At 55.7% G+C, this 18,165-nt stretch carries 15 protein-coding genes; 3 read left to right on the top strand and 12 right to left on the bottom strand.

The window, feature by feature from the left end:
• Nucleotides 1-101 precede the first annotated feature (101 nt).
• The 9 genes from odhB to N7220_RS02140 form a co-directional block, all read right to left on the bottom strand.
• The gene (odhB, locus tag N7220_RS02100) at nucleotides 102-1,349 is read right to left on the bottom strand and encodes a 2-oxoglutarate dehydrogenase complex dihydrolipoyllysine-residue succinyltransferase (protein WP_283149822.1); all 1,248 of its coding nucleotides are present in this window, start codon (nucleotides 1,347-1,349) and stop codon (nucleotides 102-104) included.
• A 65-nt stretch (nucleotides 1,350-1,414) separates the two neighbouring features.
• Entirely contained in the window at nucleotides 1,415-4,240 is a 2,826-nt protein-coding gene (locus tag N7220_RS02105; protein ID WP_283149823.1) for a 2-oxoglutarate dehydrogenase E1 component, read from the bottom strand.
• Between the two features lie 110 nt (nucleotides 4,241-4,350).
• Complete coding sequence (gltA, locus tag N7220_RS02110) at nucleotides 4,351-5,631, bottom strand: citrate synthase (RefSeq protein ID WP_283149824.1); 1,281 nt, start codon at nucleotides 5,629-5,631, stop codon at nucleotides 4,351-4,353.
• A gap of 48 nt (nucleotides 5,632-5,679) precedes the next feature.
• Nucleotides 5,680-5,922: an FAD assembly factor SdhE gene (locus N7220_RS02115; RefSeq protein ID WP_283149825.1), complete on the bottom strand. Its 243-nt coding sequence runs from the start codon at nucleotides 5,920-5,922 to the stop codon at nucleotides 5,680-5,682.
• Nucleotides 5,923-5,994: 72 nt separating this feature from the next.
• Nucleotides 5,995-6,696, bottom strand: a complete 702-nt coding sequence (locus N7220_RS02120) for a succinate dehydrogenase iron-sulfur subunit (RefSeq protein ID WP_283149826.1) — start codon at nucleotides 6,694-6,696, stop codon at nucleotides 5,995-5,997.
• A 200-nt stretch (nucleotides 6,697-6,896) separates the two neighbouring features.
• Nucleotides 6,897-8,663: a succinate dehydrogenase flavoprotein subunit gene (gene sdhA, locus N7220_RS02125; RefSeq protein ID WP_283149827.1), complete on the bottom strand. Its 1,767-nt coding sequence runs from the start codon at nucleotides 8,661-8,663 to the stop codon at nucleotides 6,897-6,899.
• Nucleotides 8,663-9,010 (bottom strand): succinate dehydrogenase, hydrophobic membrane anchor protein, encoded by a 348-nt coding sequence (sdhD, locus tag N7220_RS02130; protein ID WP_283149828.1) that lies wholly within the window; start codon nucleotides 9,008-9,010, stop codon nucleotides 8,663-8,665. The genes sdhA and sdhD overlap by 1 nt, the downstream gene beginning before the upstream one ends.
• Nucleotides 9,004-9,378, bottom strand: a complete 375-nt coding sequence (sdhC, locus tag N7220_RS02135) for a succinate dehydrogenase, cytochrome b556 subunit (RefSeq protein WP_283149829.1) — start codon at nucleotides 9,376-9,378, stop codon at nucleotides 9,004-9,006. The genes sdhD and sdhC overlap by 7 nt, the downstream gene beginning before the upstream one ends.
• Nucleotides 9,379-9,551: 173 nt before the next feature.
• A complete protein-coding gene (locus N7220_RS02140; protein ID WP_283149830.1) occupies nucleotides 9,552-10,274 on the bottom strand; it encodes a GntR family transcriptional regulator in 723 nt (240 codons plus the stop codon).
• 345 nt (nucleotides 10,275-10,619) lie between these two features.
• Between N7220_RS02140 and N7220_RS02145 the strand changes: the two genes are divergently transcribed.
• Nucleotides 10,620-11,600 (top strand): malate dehydrogenase, encoded by a 981-nt coding sequence (locus N7220_RS02145; protein ID WP_283149831.1) that lies wholly within the window; start codon nucleotides 10,620-10,622, stop codon nucleotides 11,598-11,600.
• Nucleotides 11,601-11,884: 284 nt separating this feature from the next.
• On the opposite strand, the gene nagE is transcribed toward N7220_RS02145, so the two are convergent.
• Nucleotides 11,885-13,855: an N-acetylglucosamine-specific PTS transporter subunit IIBC gene (gene nagE, locus N7220_RS02150; RefSeq protein ID WP_283149832.1), complete on the bottom strand. Its 1,971-nt coding sequence runs from the start codon at nucleotides 13,853-13,855 to the stop codon at nucleotides 11,885-11,887.
• Nucleotides 13,856-14,464: 609 nt separating this feature from the next.
• Between nagE and dapA the strand changes: the two genes are divergently transcribed.
• Nucleotides 14,465-15,340, top strand: coding sequence for a 4-hydroxy-tetrahydrodipicolinate synthase (gene dapA / locus N7220_RS02155; protein WP_283149833.1), 876 nt, complete (start codon nucleotides 14,465-14,467; stop codon nucleotides 15,338-15,340).
• 37 nt (nucleotides 15,341-15,377) lie between these two features.
• Nucleotides 15,378-16,601, top strand: a complete 1,224-nt coding sequence (gene bamC / locus N7220_RS02160) for an outer membrane protein assembly factor BamC (protein WP_283149834.1) — start codon at nucleotides 15,378-15,380, stop codon at nucleotides 16,599-16,601.
• A 223-nt stretch (nucleotides 16,602-16,824) separates the two neighbouring features.
• Here the strand turns inward: bamC and N7220_RS02165 are convergent, their stop codons facing one another.
• The gene (locus tag N7220_RS02165) at nucleotides 16,825-17,637 is read right to left on the bottom strand and encodes an anti-sigma factor family protein (protein WP_283149835.1); all 813 of its coding nucleotides are present in this window, start codon (nucleotides 17,635-17,637) and stop codon (nucleotides 16,825-16,827) included.
• Nucleotides 17,634-18,155 (bottom strand): sigma-70 family RNA polymerase sigma factor, encoded by a 522-nt coding sequence (locus N7220_RS02170; protein WP_283149836.1) that lies wholly within the window; start codon nucleotides 18,153-18,155, stop codon nucleotides 17,634-17,636. Before N7220_RS02170 ends, N7220_RS02165 begins: the two co-directional genes overlap by 4 nt.
• Between the last annotated feature and the right edge of the window lie 10 nt (nucleotides 18,156-18,165).

Raw genomic sequence — 18,165 nt, forward strand, 5'->3', positions numbered from 1 at the left:
ATCGCCATAGGGTGCAATGAGCATCGCGAATTGCACCGGCCAAGTAGCTGTACCTTGAGCGGTGGGTTACGCCTGCGGCTAACCCACCCTATCAAAGAGGCTTAGATATCGAGAATCAGGCGAGCCGGGTCTTCAATCGCTTCCTTGATCGCCACCAGGCTCAACACGGCTTCGCGACCGTCAATGATGCGGTGATCGTACGACTGGGCCAGATACATCATCGGGCGCACCACCACTTCACCGTTCTCGACCACAGCGCGTTCTTTGGTCGCGTGCATGCCCAGAATCGCGGATTGCGGCGGGTTGATGATCGGAGTGGACATCATCGAACCAAAAGTACCGCCATTGGAGATGGTGTACGTACCGCCAGTGAGTTCTTCCACCGTCAGCTTACCTTCTTGCGCGCGCTTGCCGAACTCGGCGATGGTCTTTTCGATATCGGCCAGGCTCAGTTGGTCCGCATTGCGGATGATCGGCACGACCAGACCACGCGGGCTGCCCACAGCCACGCCAATGTCATAGAAGCCGTGGTAAACGATTTCATTCCCATCGACCGATGCGTTCACAATCGGGTACTTCTTGAGTGCGTGTACCGCAGCTTTCACGAAGAAGCCCATGAAACCCAGCTTGATGCCGTGCTCTTTCTCAAAGCGGTCTTTGTATTTGTTACGCAGATCCATTACCGGCTTCATGTTCACTTCATTGAAGGTGGTAAGGATGGCGTTGGTTTGTTGCGATTGCAGCAGGCGCTCGGCCACGCGTTGACGCAGGCGGCTCATGGCCACGCGTTGTTCCTGGCGATCACCTTGTGGCAGCACAAATGCCGGAGCTGCGGCGGGCGCTGCAACGGCGGGCTTGTTACCGCTGGCGATGGCGTTCTGCACATCTTCTTTCAGTACACGGCCACCACGACCGGAACCCGCAACTTGCGAGGCATCCAGGCCAGCATCTGCAGCCAGTTTCTTGGCAGCTGGCATCACAGCAGTGCCAAAACCAACGGCAGAGGCTTCGACGCCATGCGCTTCAGCGGCAGCGGCAACACGCTTTTTGTCTTCAACGACTTGTGCGGCCGGAGCAGCGGCGGCAGTTGGCGCAGCGCCAGCAGCTTTGGCTTCGGTATCGATGGTGGCAATGATTTCATTGCTACCAACGTTGTCACCTTCATGCTTGACGATGGACACCAGCACGCCAGCTTGTGGTGCCGGGATTTCCAGCACGACTTTGTCGGTTTCCAGATCGATCAGTGTTTCGTCACGGGCAACCGCCTCGCCTTCTTTTTTCTTCCACTGCAAAAGGGTCGCTTCAGCAACAGATTCGGGCAGCTGCGGGACTTTGATCTCAATAATCATAAGAACTACTCCAATTGGTTCTTGTTGTGACAAGACGCGGCGGGAAGGCCCCCGCCGCGTTGGAATTACAACGTCAATGCATCGTCAAGGAAGGCTTTGAGCTGAGCAGTGTGCTTGCTCATATAACCCACAGCCGGTGAAGCCGAAGATGGGCGGCCAGCAAAACGCAATGTCTGTTTCGGCGTGGTCACGCTTTCCAGACGATGGCGAATCTGGTGCCATGCGCCCTGATTGCGTGGCTCTTCCTGGACCCAGACCAGCTCGCGGGCATTTGGATATTTCTCCATTTCCGCTTGCAGTTCTTCGGTCGGGAACGGATACAACTGCTCCACGCGCACAATGGCAATGTCTTTAATCTCACGTTCGCGACGGGCGTTGTCCAGGTCGTAGTACACCTGTCCAGCACACACCACCACGCGCTTGACCTTTTTGGCATCCAGCGCCGCGGTATCGCCAATGACGTTACGGAATTCGCCGTTGGTGAATTGTTCAATCGGGCTGGCGGCGTTCTTGGCCTTGAGCAAGCGCTTGCTCATGATCACGATCAGCGGCTTGCGCACCGGGCGTACCATCTGCCGACGCAGCATGTGGAAAATCTGGCTGGCCTCTGTCGGCTGCACCACTTGCATATTGTGTTCAGCACACAACTGCAGATAACGCTCCACGCGAGCGGATGAGTGCTCAGGACCGGCACCGTCGTAGCCGTGCGGCAGCAGCATGGTCAGGCCGCACAAACGACCCCACTTGGTTTCGCCCGAAGCGATGAACTGATCGATCACCACCTGCGCGCCATTACCGAAGTCACCAAACTGCGCTTCCCAGATCACCAATTCGTCTGGGGCCGAAGAGGCGTAGCCGTATTCGAATGCCAACACCGCTTCTTCGTTCAGGATCGAATCGATAACAGCAAAGTGCGCCTGGTTATCCGACAGATACTGCAGCGGAACGTACACGCCCTGATCCCAACGCTCGCGGTTCTGGTCGTGGAACACAGCGTGGCGGTGGTTAAAGGTGCCGCGGCCGGAGTCTTCACCGGAGATACGCACCGGGTAACCTTCAGTCAGCAGCGTGGCATAGGCCAGATGTTCGGCCATACCAAAGTCGACATTCAGCGTACCGGCCGCCATTTCGCGGCGATCATGCACCACCTTGTCGACGGTGCGATGCAACTTGAAGCCTTCCGGCACCGCGGTGAATTTCTCGGTCAGGCGCACCAGGTCGGCTTGCGGCACGGCCGTGGTGACCGGGTGACGCCAATGCGTACCCATGTATTTGGAGAAATCAATCGCGTAAGAGCGCTTGTAGTCGGTCAGCGAGGTCTGTTCGACGTGCTCGCCTTTATCCAGCGCAGCACGGTAAGCGGCGATCAGCGCTTCGGTCTGTTCGGCCTGAACTACGCCCTCAGCAATCAGCTTGCTGGCGTATTTGTGGCGCACGCCGGGGTGGCTGGCGATCTTCTTGTACATCATTGGCTGGGTGAGGTACGGATCATCCGCCTCGTTGTGGCCATGTTTGCGGAAGCAAACAATGTCCACCACCACATCCTTCTTGAAGGTCTTGCGGTATTCCATGGCAGCGTGAACCACAAAGCACACGGCTTCAGGATCATCACCGTTTACATGGAAGATTGGCGCTTCGACCATCTTGGCGATATCGGTACAGTACAAGGTCGAACGGGTGTCGCGGGTGTCGGACGTGGTGAACCCGATCTGGTTGTTCACCACCAGATGCACCGTACCGCCGGTACCGTAACCACGGGTGTGCGACAGGTTAAACGTGCCCTGATTAGTACCCAGACCAATAAACGCCGAGTCGCCGTGAATCAGCACCGGTAATACTTGATCACCACTGCGATCTGCACGGCGTTGCTGACGCGCACGCACCGAGCCTTCGACCACCGGGTTGACGATTTCCAGGTGCGACGGGTTGAACGCGAGGCTCAAGTGCACCGGGCCGCCCGCAGTCGGGATATCGGCCGAGAAACCGTTGTGGTACTTCACGTCACCGGACGGCAGCTCGGTGGTCGGGCGACCTTCGAACTCGCTGAACAGGTCACGCGGTTGTTTACCCAGAATGTTCACCAGCATGTTCAGACGACCGCGGTGGGCCATACCGATGACCATTTCCTGAATGCCCTGCTCGCCCGCCATCTGCACCAGATAATCCATGGCCGGGATCATCGAATCGCCGCCTTCCAGCGAGAAACGCTTCTGGCCAACGTATTTCTTGTGCAGGTATTGTTCCAGCGTTTCCGCCGCAGTCACTTGCTTGAGAATACGCAGCTTCTGGTCACGGTTGAATGACGGTGTGGAACGACGCTCTTCAAACCATTCCAGCACCCATTTGCGGGTTTCGGAATTGGTGATGTGCATGAATTCCAGACCGATATTGCCGCAGTAGGTCTGTTTGGCGAACGCAATCACTTCAGATAGCGTGGCCCGCTCCATCGATTTGATATTGGTGCCAAACGTCAGCGCCATATCGGCTTCGACAAAGCCATAGAATTTGGGGTCCAGCTCTTCGACGTAGTCCGTGTCCATGCGGCACAACGGATCAAGCGTGGCATTGCGGCTACCCAGCAAGCGATACGCCTGCATCATCCGCAATACTTCCACCTGCTTGCGCGAGACGGAGTCTTCGGCCACCGAAGCGTGCACAGCCATTGCACGCGGTTGGCGGGCCAGTTGGCGGAACGATTCTTCGATAGGTGCACGTGGGATATCGCGATCAGTCGCGCCCGGCAGTTGCTGCAACTTGTCGAAGTAAGTCCGCCAGCCCGGGTCAACCAGGTTGGGATCTTCCAGATATTGTTCGTACAAATCCTCCACGAAGGGGGCGTTGCCACCGAACAAATGGGAATTCATTTCTAGCTGTTCCAGCTCTCGTTTCATGGCCAGTGTGTCCTGTCTGCCTAAACCCCAGCTGCCTTGGTCTGGGGGACTTGCCCACGGCCCGCACCCGCGAACCGTGGCACTGCTGTTTTAATCGTGCAACCTGGTGCTTAGCGCTTCTCGACCGGGATGTAATCGCGACGCACCGCACCGGTGTACAACTGGCGTGGGCGGCCGATCTTCATGCCAGGATCGGAGATCATTTCGTTCCAGTGGCTGATCCAGCCTACGGTACGGGCCAGCGCGAAGATCACGGTGAACATCGAAACTGGAATACCGATTGCGGTCAGCACGATACCGGAATAGAAATCGACGTTCGGGTACAGCTTGCGCTCGATGAAGTACGGGTCTTCCAGAGCGATTTTTTCCAGCGCCATGGCCAGCTTGAGCTTGGGATCGTTCTCCAGTCCCAGTTCCTTGAGCACTTCGTAGCAGGTTTCACGCATGATTGCTGCGCGTGGGTCCATGTTCTTGTAAACGCGGTGACCAAAGCCCATCAGCTTGTGAGTCTTGGCTTTCACGCCTTCCATGAACGCTGGCACGTTATCGATGGAGCCGATTTCATCCAGCATTTTCAGCACGGCTTCGTTGGCGCCACCGTGCGACGGGCCCCACAGGCAAGCGATACCAGCAGCGACGCACGCGAACGGATTGGCGCCCGACGAACCGGCCAGACGTACGGTGGAAGTCGAAGCGTTTTGCTCGTGATCAGCGTGCAGCGTGAAGATGCGATCCAGCGCCTTCACCAGGATCGGGTTCGGCTTGTACTCTTCGCACGGCGTAGCAAACATCATGTGCAGGAAGTTGGCGGTATAGCTCAGGTCGTTCTTCGGATAGTTGAAAGGCAGACCCTTGCTGTAGCGGTAACACATCGCAGCAATGGTCGGGATCTTGGAGATCAGACGGAAGATGGTGACTTCGCGGTGACGCGGGTTGCTGATATCCAGGCTGTCCTGATAAAACGCCGACAACGCACCGGTTACGCCGACCATCATGGCCATCGGATGTGCGTCGCGACGGAAGCCCTGGAAGAAACGGGTCATCTGGTCGTGCACCATGGTGTGACGCATCACCATTTTGACGAACTCGGCCTTTTGTTCAGCTGTAGGCAATTCGCCGTAGATCAACAGATAGCAGGTTTCCAGGTAGTCGGAATTCTGAGCCAGTTGTTCGATCGGGTAACCACGATAGTAGAGCTGACCTTGATCACCATCGATAAAGGTAATCGCCGATTCGCATGAAGCCGTGGCCAGGAAGCCCGGGTCAAACGTGAACATGCCGGTTTTGGAGAAGGCGCGGATATCCACCACGCTAGGCCCAAGCGTGCCCCCTTGCACCGGCAGATCAATCGTGCCGCCGTTATAGGTCAGAGTAACTTTGTTTTCTGCCATGTCTTTAAGCTCCTGGTTTTGCATGCCGGCTTGATGCCAGCCGTGTATCTATCGGTGCGCGCCAACCCGTTCAATCATCGGTACCAGACGTTGATCCGGGCATTGCGCTTTGCCATTCAGGTAATCCAGCAAATCGTTGTCAGACAGCAGCAGCATCTGTGCATAGGTGGTCCAGTCAGCTTCACTGAAACCAGGCAACACGTCGCGCACAAAGCGCTCCAGTTGGATATCCAGTTCCAGCAAGCCCCGGCGGGACCGCCAGACGATGCGTTTTTTCTCTATTTCATCCATGACTGCTGTCCGTTGTTACTACTTGTCTACCACGCGAAGAGTCGTGTGCTGCTGTTTTATGGCGGGTGATGGTTAAACCACGCGCTTGACCATCAGGTCTTTGATCTTGCCGATGGCTTTGGTTGGATTGAGGTGCTTCGGGCACACATCCACGCAGTTCATGATGGTGTGGCAACGGAACAACCGATACGGATCTTCCAGATTGTCCAGACGCTCATTGATGGCCTGATCGCGGGTATCGGCAATAAAGCGGTACGCCGCCAGCAAGCCCGCCGGGCCTACGAATTTATCAGGATTCCACCAGAACGACGGGCAAGAGGTCGAACAGCAGGCGCACAGGATACATTCATACAGGCCATCAAGCTCTTCACGATCTTCTGGCGACTGCAGGCGTTCGCGTTCTGGCGCCGGGTCGTTATTGATCACATATGGCTTGATCGAGTGGTATTGCTTGAAGAATTGGGTCATATCGACGATCAGATCGCGAATCACCGGCAGACCAGGCAGCGGGCGGATTTCCACCGGTTGCTTCAGATCATTGATGTCGGTAATACAGGCCAGACCGTTCTTGCCATTGATGTTCATGGCATCCGAACCACACACGCCTTCGCGGCAGGAACGGCGAAAACTCAATGTGTCATCCACTGTTTTCAGGCGCACCAGCGCATCCAGCAGTTTTTTGTCGGATGGCTCCAGCTCGACGTGATAGTCCTGCATGTACGGCTTGGCATCGACGTCCGGGTTGAAGCGATAAAGTTTGAAATGCATTTTCATTTTAAATAAACCCTTCAAAAATCCTCTTACTACCAACCTCACGAACGCAGTGAGGCCCCCTCGCGGCGGCGAGGGCGGGGGGAGTCGGGATGGAACAGGGGAGCCGGTCTTCGCAAGCAGCATGCAGCCAGCGCCCGGCTTTGCCGGGTGCCCGCACGGTGTTCTGCAATACGAATAACGGTAACGAGTTCATGTGAGGCTCAGTAGACGCGTTTTTGCGGCGCGATATATTCGACCGACAACGGTTTGGTATGAACAGGCTTGTATGACAGCGAACGGGTCTGGCCGTCATACAGCGTGTGCTTCATCCACTCGTCGTCGTGACGATCCGGGTGGTCATCTTGCGCATGGGCACCGCGCGATTCCTTGCGGGCTTCAGCGGAGATCAGCGTCGCCACGGCGACTTCGATCAGGTTGTCCAGTTCCAGCGCTTCAGTGCGGGCAGTGTTCCAGACCTTGGATTTATCCTTGATCTGGGTCCGCTTGGCCCGTTCGGCAATGGCTTTGATTTCTTCCACGCCCTTGGCCAGGTTCTCATCGTTGCGGAACACACCGGCGCGCAGTTGCACGCACTTTTGCATGGCATTGCGTACATCGGCGACATCTTCGCCACCGGTCTGGTTTTCCAGACGCGCCACGCGGGCGAGCGAGAAATCGGCTGCGTTGGCGGGCAGCGGCTTCCAGTCCGGCCGTTCGTTCTTGATGTATTCGATCATGGAGTTGCCAGCCGACTTGCCGAATACCACCAGATCAAGCAACGAGTTCGTACCCAAACGGTTGGCACCGTGCACCGAAGCACAAGCACATTCGCCAGCGGCATAGAAGCCGTTGACGCGCACTTCCGGGTTATCACCCTTCGGCGCCACGACTTCACCCTTATAGTTGGCCGGAATACCGCCCATCATGTAGTGAGTTGTCGGCACAACCGGGATCGGGTCTTTGATTGGATCAACGCCAGCAAACTTGATGGCGATTTCACGAATACCTGGCAGGCGATGGTTGATGATTTCGGGGCCGAGATGGTCCAGCTTCAGCAACACATGGTCTTTTTCTTTCCCGCAGCCACGGCCTTCGAGAATTTCCAATGCCATAGCGCGGGAAACCACGTCACGCGAAGCCAGGTCCTTGGCATTCGGCGCGTAACGCTCCATAAAGCGTTCGCCATTGGCATTGAGCAGAATCCCGCCCTCGCCGCGCACGCCTTCGGTAATCAGCACGCCCGCCCCGGCTACACCGGTTGGGTGGAATTGCCAGAATTCCATGTCTTCCAGCGGAATACCGGCACGTACGGTCATGCCCAGACCGTCGCCGGTATTGATAAATGCGTTGGTGGAAGCAGAGTAAATACGACCCGCACCGCCAGTGGCAAACAACACGGCTTTGGCGTGGATGATGTAGGTTTCGCCGGTTTCCATTTCCAGCGCGGTGACACCGATGACGTCGCCATCTTCATCACGGATCAGGTCCAGTGCCATCCATTCCACAAAGAACTGGGTATTGGCGCGCACGTTGCGTTGGTACAGCGTGTGCAACATGGCGTGACCAGTACGGTCAGCGGCGGCACAGGCGCGTTGTACTGGCGTCTTGCCAAATTCGGCCATGTGGCCGCCGAACGGACGTTGATAGATTTTGCCGTTTTCCAGGCGGTCGAACGGCATGCCGAAGTGTTCCAGCTCAACTACGACTTCTGGCGCCTGACGGCACATGAACTCAATCGCGTCCTGGTCACCGAGCCAGTCGGAACCCTTGACCGTGTCATACATATGCCATTCCCACTTATCTTCCTGCACGTTGCCCAGCGAGGCGGAGATGCCGCCTTGTGCTGCAACGGTATGGGAACGAGTCGGAAATACTTTGGACAGCACGGCGGTTTTCAGGCCCGCTTCAGACAATTGCAGCGCGGCGCGCAGACCGGCGCCACCGGCACCGACGATGACTGCATCGAATTTACGAACGGGAACAGACATCAGGCACCCCACACAACTTTAACGGAATAAACAAGACTGGCGATCAGCCACACCAGAGTGAGCGTATGCATGGTCAGGCGCAAACCAGCGGACTGGATGTAATCCATCCAGATATCGCGAATGCCAACCCATGCATGCCACAACAAGGCCAGTACGGTGACTTGAGTCAGCACCTTGACCCAGGTACAGGCGAACAGGTTTTGCCAGGCTTCAAAACTGGTGCCATGTGCAAACAGCAAGAACGCCACCAGACCGAGTGTGTAAACCAGCATGATGACAGCGGTAATGCGCTGCACCAGCCAGTCGCGCAGGCCGTAATGAGCGCCGATAACGTGGCGATTTACCATGTCAGACCCCCGATGATCACGGTCAGCGCCAGGCTCACAATCAGCACCAGCTTTGAAGTCAGGCGTGCGGTCGGCAGGTCCAGACCTTTATGCACATCCAGGAACAGAAAACGCGTACCGGCACAGACGTGGTGCAAAAAGCCCCACAGCAGCACCAGCAACAGCAGTTTTACGATGGGATGCCCGATACAGGCGCGGAAGGCTTCGAAATGTTCAGCGGAGGACAGAGAACCAGCCAGGGCATACAGAACGAACGGAATCGCAACAAACATCAGCGCACCACTGGCGCGATGCAGAATGGAAACAATCCCCGGCAACGGCAGCCTGATCTGCCATAGCGCGAGATGCTTGGGCCTTGTTTGACTCATACGCTCTAATCCCCTTGACTCTCAAGTTTGAAAAACCAGCGATACCAACCGCCACATCGTCTGGCTGCAGCATTTTTGAAAACAGCCAGCCAGACAATCAAAAATCCGTTTTTATTACTGTTACTGATTACTACCACTGCATCACCGCTGCGTACCCGCTACTGCGGCAGCCCTTAGTGATCATCTTCCAGTGCTTGTAATGCGTATTTCTCACTACTGAACCATGCCACGCTCCACACCTGCGGCACATCGTCGAAATCCCTGGCCAGGCGCACAACCTGCAGCACCGGTTCATTAACTTCTATCTGCAACAAGCGGGCTTCTGCCTGCGCCGCCGGGACTGCGCGATAACGCACATCGCCACTCTTGAGCCGCACCTGGTAGTCTCGCCAGCATACGGCACGAATATTGCCGCCAAGTTCACGCAACTTACGCATATCCAGCGCGGGAAAAGTCACCTCCGACAACAACGACTCTTCGACGCCGATCACTTCGCCATCCACCCGCACCAGCCGCCTGATTTGCCACAACGGCGCACTACGGCGCAAATGCAGGATTTCCGCCAGATGTTCACCAGCGTGGATTTTCACGCAACTAAGCACTTCCACTTTGGGCGTGCGCGCGTTGTAATCATTCAAAGATGCAAAGCGCAAACCACTCAGTTCATCGCCCGCCTCGGTCACAAATGTGCCGACACCCTGGCGCCGGTAAAGAACTCCATCTGCGACCAGCCCATCAAGCGCCTTGCGCACAGTCCCCTGACTTACACCGAACCGTTGAGCCAGCTCTTGCTCGCTGGGCAGGGCTTCATCACCTTGCCACATCCCGGATTCAATATCAGTGAGAACCTCACGCAGGACCTGCTGGTACAGCGATTGTGCGATGAGCTTTTTCATGATTTTGAGCTTTTTAACATGTTGTCGGCGTGGAGTCTACTACAGTCTTATATAAGACATAAGACAAATTGCCGATCAGCGGCCAGGCGACGCTAAAACGCACCACCAGCCGCAGAGTGCGTGATAAACTTTCGGCACTTTGCAACATTGATCTGGTTGTTGGCTGGTACGGTACGGCGCCATGTAATCGAAAATTTACGTAGCGCGTTATGTCAGCAGTACAACATTTGCGGCTCTACCATGCCGAACCAACCAGATTCACTGCTTACATGGCACGCGAGAGTTTGTTCTGGCGTTGTCGTCGACGGCGGGTCACCCGCCCATTTTCACGCGGAGTAGTAATCAATGAAAAAACCCGTACGCGTTGCTGTTACCGGCGCCGCCGGTCAGATCGGCTACAGTCTTCTGTTCCGTATTGCTTCTGGCGCCATGCTCGGCCCGGATCAACCGGTCATTCTGCAGTTGCTGGACATCACCCCGTCGTTGCCAGCACTGAATGGCGTGGTAATGGAACTCGACGACTGTGCCTTCCCGTTACTGGCTGGCATCGTGCAAACCGATGACCCGAAAGTTGCATTCAAGGATGTGGATATCGCCCTGCTGGTTGGCGCGCGTCCACGTGGTCCTGGCATGGAGCGCAAAGACCTGCTGGAAGCCAACGGCGCCATCTTCACCGCACAAGGTCGTGCGCTGAACGAAGTGGCCAGCCGTGACGTGAAAGTGCTGGTTGTGGGCAACCCCGCCAACACCAACGCCTACATTGCCATGAAGAATGCACCGGATCTGAACCCGGCCAACTTCACCGCCATGATGCGTCTGGACCACAACCGTGCGCTGACACAGATCGCTCAAAAGACCGGCAACGCAGTGACCGCCGTGAAGAAAATGATCATCTGGGGCAATCACTCCTCCACTCAGTACCCGGATATTTTCCATGCTGAAGTGAACGGCCAGAACGCAGCCCAACTGATCAACGATCAGAAATGGCTCGAAGCCGAGTTCATCCCTACCGTGCAACAGCGCGGCGCCGCCATTATCAAGGCTCGCGGCCTGTCTTCGGCAGCGTCTGCAGCCAATGCAGCTATCGACCATATCCGTAACTGGGTATTGGGCACACCGGAAGGCGATTGGGTCACCATGGGCGTTCCGGCCAATGGCGAATACGGCATAAGCGACCTGATCTTTGGCTACCCGGTAACCTGCAAAGATGGCAAATACACCATCATCCAAGGCCTGGACGTCAGCGAATTCAGCCGCAGCCGTATTGATGCATCAGCCAAGGAATTGTCTGAAGAACGTGATGCTGTGAAGCATTTGCTGGCATAAGCGATTGCCAGACTGATATCCGGAAGCTGGATATACAGATCAAAAAAAGGCGAACCAACCGGTTCGCCTTTTTATTATTGCGCGCCGATTCCGCCAAAGCCCATAGCAATAACAGGACCACGCCTGAAACCCGATTCCACAATCCAGAGCGCTAATTGCAAAGTACAAATCGCACGATAACCGTCACAGCAACTGGCAGCATCAATAAAAAAAGCGAACGGACAATGCCGTTCGCTTTTCAGAATCAGTCAAACTCCGGCTAGCGAGCCAACCGGAGTAGATGATTACTTGTTGAGCACCACGTACAGTGGCGTCTTGCCTGCTTCAACAGTACCGCTAGCCAGATCACCCAGACCTGCAAACTGATCCGAATTGCTGATCACAACAGGGCTGATCAGCGATTGGGCGTTGGCAGCCAGGTATTCCAGATCCAGTTCAAGCACAGGATCACCGGCATTCACATGCGCGCCCTGCTCAGCCAGGCGAGTAAAGCCCTGACCTGCCAGTTTCACGGTTTCGATACCGATGTGGACAATGATTTCCGCACCGCTATCTGCTACCAGCGCAAACGCGTGATTGCTGTTGAAGATCTTGACCAGCGTACCGCTTGCCGGAGCAACCACAAACTTGCCGGTTGGCTGAATCGCAATACCCTCACCCACAGCCTTGCTGGCAAACGCGGCATCCGGAACTTGTTCCAGCGGCACGATATTACCGGTCAGCGGAGCCAGCAGAACCAGACCCTTGGCCGAAGTCGGCACTACAACAGGAGCGGTCGCTACGGGAGCCGGGGCTGCAGCTTTTGGCGCAACCGGAGCCACCGCCGGAGCAGCAACAACCGCAGCAGGCTTGCCTACCAGTTGACGCATGCCATCAGCGATCATCTCGGCTTTTGGCCCGACAATGATCTGAACGTTTTGCTTGTTCAGGCGAATCAGGCCCGAGGCGCCCAGGCGCTTGGCTTCCGCTTCGTTTACCACTGCGGAATCGTTCACTGTCAAACGCAGACGTGTAATGCAAGCGTCGATGCCTGTCAGATTTGCAGCACCACCCACTACACCAATGTAGGAGCTAGCCAGCGCAGCGATATCGCCACTTGCTGGAACAGCACCCGCACCTGTAGGGGCTTCCACTTCGTCTTCACGACCTGGAGTCTTGAGGTTGAACCACTTGATGAACAAGGTGAACAACACGAAGTACAGCACAAACCAGACGGCGCCCATGATCAGCAGCAGGCTGACGTTCTTGGCAGCAGGCAGCTTGGACATCAACACAAAGTCGATTGCACCGGCAGAGAACGAGAAGCCAGCGTGGATATCAAGCATTGTGGCGATGTAAGCCGAAACACCTGTCAGCACAGCGTGCACGACATACAGTGCAGGAGCCAGGAACATGAACAGGAACTCAAGCGGCTCAGTCACGCCAGTCAGGAAGGCAGTAAATGCCACCGAGAACAGCAGACCACCGACAACAGCGCGACGGCTCTTTGGTGCAGCAAGGTACATGGCCAAAGCGGCGCCTGGCAGACCGAACATCATTACTGGATAGAAACCAGCCATGAATTGACCGGCAGTCACGTCACCAGCAAAGAAGCGGTTCAAGTCACCGTGAGCAACAGTTTGCACGCCATCTTTCAGATAGCTGTAGTCGCCAATCTGGAACCATGCGATCGCGTTGATCACTTGATGCAGACCGGTCGGGATCAGCAAACGGTTAACGGTTGCGAATACGCCAGCACCCAGGGCATGCGCGCTAACCATCCAGTCGCCGGCGTCTTTGATAACGCCCTGAACCGGTGGCCAGGCATAGCCCAGAATCCATGCCAGTATCAGCATCGTCAAACCGGTAATGATCGGCACAAAGCGTTTGCCACCGAAGAAAGCGAGCCAGTCTGGCAGCTTGATCGTATGGAAACGGTTGTACATGACGCCCGCGATCAAACCGGAAAGAATACCGGCCAGCACGCCCATATTGACGTCTTTATTGATCACTACCATGGCTTTGGTGAGAATCAGATAACCCACCGCACCCGCAAGTGCAGCTGCACCTGCATCATCCTTCGACCAACCCACTGCAACACCAATGGCAAACACCAACGCCAATTGGCCAAAGATAGCCCCACCCGCTTCAGCAATAAATGGCAGGTTGAACACATCTGGCTGTCCAAGCCGCAATAGCAATGCGGCCACTGGCAGCGTCGCAATTGGCAGCTGCAAGGAGCGGCCTAACCTCTGCAATCCGCCCAGCAAGTTCATGTTGCCTCCTGTTTAAAATGATAATAAGAAATTAGGCTGCACAAGACAGCACCTTATGATGTTGTAATCGCTTCCAGGGTACAAGTAAACCCTGGCGGATTATTCCACTGTGCTATGCCCTGTGCAATGTCAGGCAGGAGAAGTATTCACATCAATCAGGACAACTGATTGAAGCAGAATGCTTTTTGTTACATGAATGGCGCGGCTTACAACTGTTTTCTGTATAAATCGGCCCTTCATTTCCACCTCTGGCAATGTTGGCGTTTTACCGCCTTTATAACTTTTGACTTCTATATAACGCCGTGTAACTTACGCAACAAATGCGATTTCCATTTTGTTTTTAAGCAAGTTTTTGCTGACACAACTTGCCTTGCAACCGGTACAGAAAGCAGAAACTTCGGGGCATGAGATTAAATTTTGCGATTTTGCGAACTACCACCTTCTGCCCGGACCCGCTGTCGGCCCGGGGCGATCCGGCCCTTACATACACTCGCTATACACTCTTGATTCCACGCGCTCGTGCGTTCGGTTAGAATGGCGGCTTGCACAATCGCCGGCAGCGGGTATCCTGCGTCGACGAACTCCAGTAGACATAACAGGTAATTGCACATGCTGACAGGTAGTCTGGTTGCGCTCGTGACACCCATGAAGGACGACGGCGCTCTTGATTTTGATCGTTTGAGGCAGTTCGTTGACTGGCATATTCAGCAAGGTACTGACGGGCTTGTCGCTGTGGGCACCACCGGCGAATCCCCTACCGTTGATGTTGAAGAGCATATCGAGATCATTCGCGTAGTTGTAAAACAGGCAGCTGGTCGGGTTCCGGTCATCGCTGGCACTGGCGCCAATTCCACACGCGAAGCAATTCACCTGTCGAAAAAAGCCAAAGAAGCTGGCGTATATTGTGGCCTGTCGGTTGTCCCCTACTACAACAAGCCAACTCAAGAAGGCCTGTTCCAGCATTTCAAAGCCATCGCAGAAGAGTCCGGGTTGCCCACTTTGCTTTACAACGTCCCTGGGCGTACCGTGGCCGACCTTGCCAATGACACCGTTCTGCGCCTGGCCCAGATCCCTGGCATCATCGGACTGAAAGATGCTACGGGTAATCTGGAACGTGCAGCTGACCTGATCAAACGCGTACCAGCCGGTTTTGGCTTGTACAGCGGCGACGACGCTTCGTCGATCGCATTTTTGCTGCTGGGTGGACATGGCGTGATTTCGGTGACGGCCAACGTCGCTCCACGCCAGATGCATGATCTTTGCGTTGCCGCGAGCGCCGGCCGTATTGCCGACGCGCGGGCCATTAATGATCGCCTGCAGGATTTACACAAATATTTGTTTGTCGAAGCCAACCCGATTCCGGTCAAATGGGCACTTGAAGAACTGGGTTTGATTGGCAGCGGCATCCGCCTTCCGCTTACCCGCCTCTCTGAAAGTGCACAACCGGTAGTGCGAAACGCCTTGCAAGCCGCCGGTTTGCAGTAATCCAGAACCGTACAATCACCCGACACAGAATCCGCTCATGAAAAACGTGTTTCGCCTGATGCCCCTTGTCGCCATTTTGGTGGCAGCCGGTTGCACTTCTGTAGACCAGATGCCCTTCCAGAGCAAGGTCGATTATCGTTCTGGCAGCGACAACCTTTCGGGCAACTCGCTCGAAGTTCCGCCGGATCTGACTGCGCCGAACTCCACCAACAATTACGTTGTACCGGGCAAAACCGTTGCCGGGACAACACCAGCGGCAGCGGCTGTTGTACCTGCAGCACCGGTCGCCAACGCAGCCAGTGGTACTGCCGCAGCGCCGGTAGCTACGACTCAGCAGCCGATTACCAAAACCACTGTTTTGCCGCAGAACGAGAGCGCCAAGCTGGTTCAAGCTGGTTCGCAACGCTGGCTGGTTGTGCAAGGTGATCCGGCCAAACTCTGGCCAGAGATTCGCCAGTTCTGGCTGGACAACGGCTTCTTGCTGACTAGCGACAATCCGTCCATCGGCATTATGGAAACAGACTGGCAAGAAAACCGTGCCAATCTGCCGCAGGATATCGTTACCAAGGTGCTGCGCAAACTGGCTGACGGTATTGTTTCCACCGGCCTGCTGGATCGCTTCCGTACCCGTGTAGAACAAGGCACAGAACCTGGCACTACTGAAATCTACCTGACCCACCAGGGTATGCAGGAAGTCTACAAAGATACCGGCAGTTCGGATCAACGCGTAGGCACCAGCACCGGTATCGGTAACATGCAAACCGTCTGGACACCACGCCCGGAAGATCCGGAGCTGGAAGCACAGATGTTGGCCATGTTGCTGCAGAAATTCGGCATGCCTGTGCAACAAGCGCAGCAAGTGGTCGCAACCCCGGTCAAGGTTCCGGATGCCGCTACACTGGTTGACAACAATACCGCCCTGACCGTGAGCGATACTTACGATCGCACATGGCGTCGTGTTGGCCTGGCACTGGACCGCACCGGTTACGTTGTATTTGACCGTAACCGCACCGAAGGCCAGTACTACGTTCACCAGTCGGAATCGGATATCGGCAAGGAACAAACAGACAGCCTCACCAGCAAGCTGGCGTTCTGGAAATCCAAACCGGTCGATAAGGCTGTCGCTCAACCGGAATACCAGGTTCAGCTCAAGCAAGAACTCAACCTGGTCAAGGTTACCGTCACCAGCAAGGATGGCAAGCCAGTGGACAGCAAGATCGTCTACGACATTCTGAGCAAGCTGCAAACGCAATTGAAGTAATCTGCATCGTCCATCCAGTCTGGATGACGACCAATAAAAAACGGGCTGATTGCCCGTTTTTTTATTGCTGACGCCAGAACAAAGCGGCCATTCTGATTGACTCGGACACAAACCCTTTTTGCCCAGCAAATACCGCCGAGGTCTAATCCAATTAATTAGAACGCGCGGTAAGCTATTCGCTGGACTGGCTGCGCTCAGTTGCCTGTTCGTGGCAAATGAGAGACTAAGTTGCCCCGGCCGCTCTCAACAATCCGGCAAACCGCTGCAAATCCGCCGCATTCAAATCCGATACCGCCCAGCAATTCATTCCTTCCTGTTTCCAGGCCAATAGCTGATAGCCCTGCTGCGTTTGCACCAACGGCGTGGCATTGGCTGCCACTTCAGTTGCTGGCCACACATATACGTTGATCACGTGCAGCTTGTAGCGATACACCAATGCCGCTACGGGCCGATGATTCAGATAATCCAGCCGCCCACCCGCAAGCGGAAAACCGGCGCTCGCCAGATCGTGCACCGGCGGTGAGAAATCCAGCTTGCCAGCAAACCATGGCTTCACTGTATGTTGATCCGTGCTGATCACGTCAGATAGATGTGCCGCCTGCAGCGCCCGGATATGACCGGAAAGAACTTCCTGTGCCAATTGGGTTTGGGACGATGGCGGCTGAGGCAACAACATGAACATCAACAACGCCCCTGCGAGCGCGCCGCCTAACCCGGTAAAACCAGGCCAGAACCAGCCAGACCACTTGGTCCGCGTGCGATTGGCAGGCCGTAATGTCTGCTGCGCTACCCTTGGTGGCTCTGGCTGTTGCTGCGGCGTTCGGTCAACCTCAGCCGACAATTGCTCAGCCAACTCCGCCGGCAGTGGCTGAAAAGCGTCGCGCTGCAGCCAGTTTTGCATGACCAACATCGCGGTATGCGCCTGTCGACATTCCGCGCAATCGGCCAGATGCCTTTCCACGACAAGGACTTCCTGGGGCGGCAATTCGTTGTCGATCAAAGCGGACAAACGCGCCTGGATTTCTTGATGATTCATCGCGTTGTCCCTTGGTTGTTGGTCAAAATGGTGGCTAGCATGGCGCGGGCGCGGGCCAATCGCGACATCACCGTCCCTGGCGGCAAGCCGGTCATGCGGGCAATTTCCTGATAAGAACACTCCGCTAGTTCGCGTAACACCAGCACTTCTCGATAAGGCACGGGCAACTGGCGCAAGGCATCTTCAATCACACGCTTGGCGTCAGCGCGCTCTGCCATATGCTCCGGGTTGAAGGTCCAGTCAACGGCTTCAGGGCCGGACTCATCCAGCAAATCGTGCGGGCGCTGGGCCGCCACGCTGTCATAAAACGCGTTGCGCACGATGGTCAGCAACCAGGCTCGGGTTTCAATGAGCGAACCAGAAAACCCGTCGAAATAGCGCCATGCGCGCAACCAGGCCTCTTGCACCACTTCCTGGGCTTGAGCGTCATTGCGCGCCAGCCAGCGGGCCAGTTGCCAGGCACTGGAGAGATGCGGCAATGCCAGTTGTTCAAAACGTGTTTTTTTATCAACGGTCATGGGCTGGTTC

It is taken from the genome of Silvimonas soli (assembly GCF_030035605.1).
Classification (GTDB): Bacteria; Pseudomonadota; Gammaproteobacteria; order Burkholderiales; family Chitinibacteraceae; genus Silvimonas; species Silvimonas soli.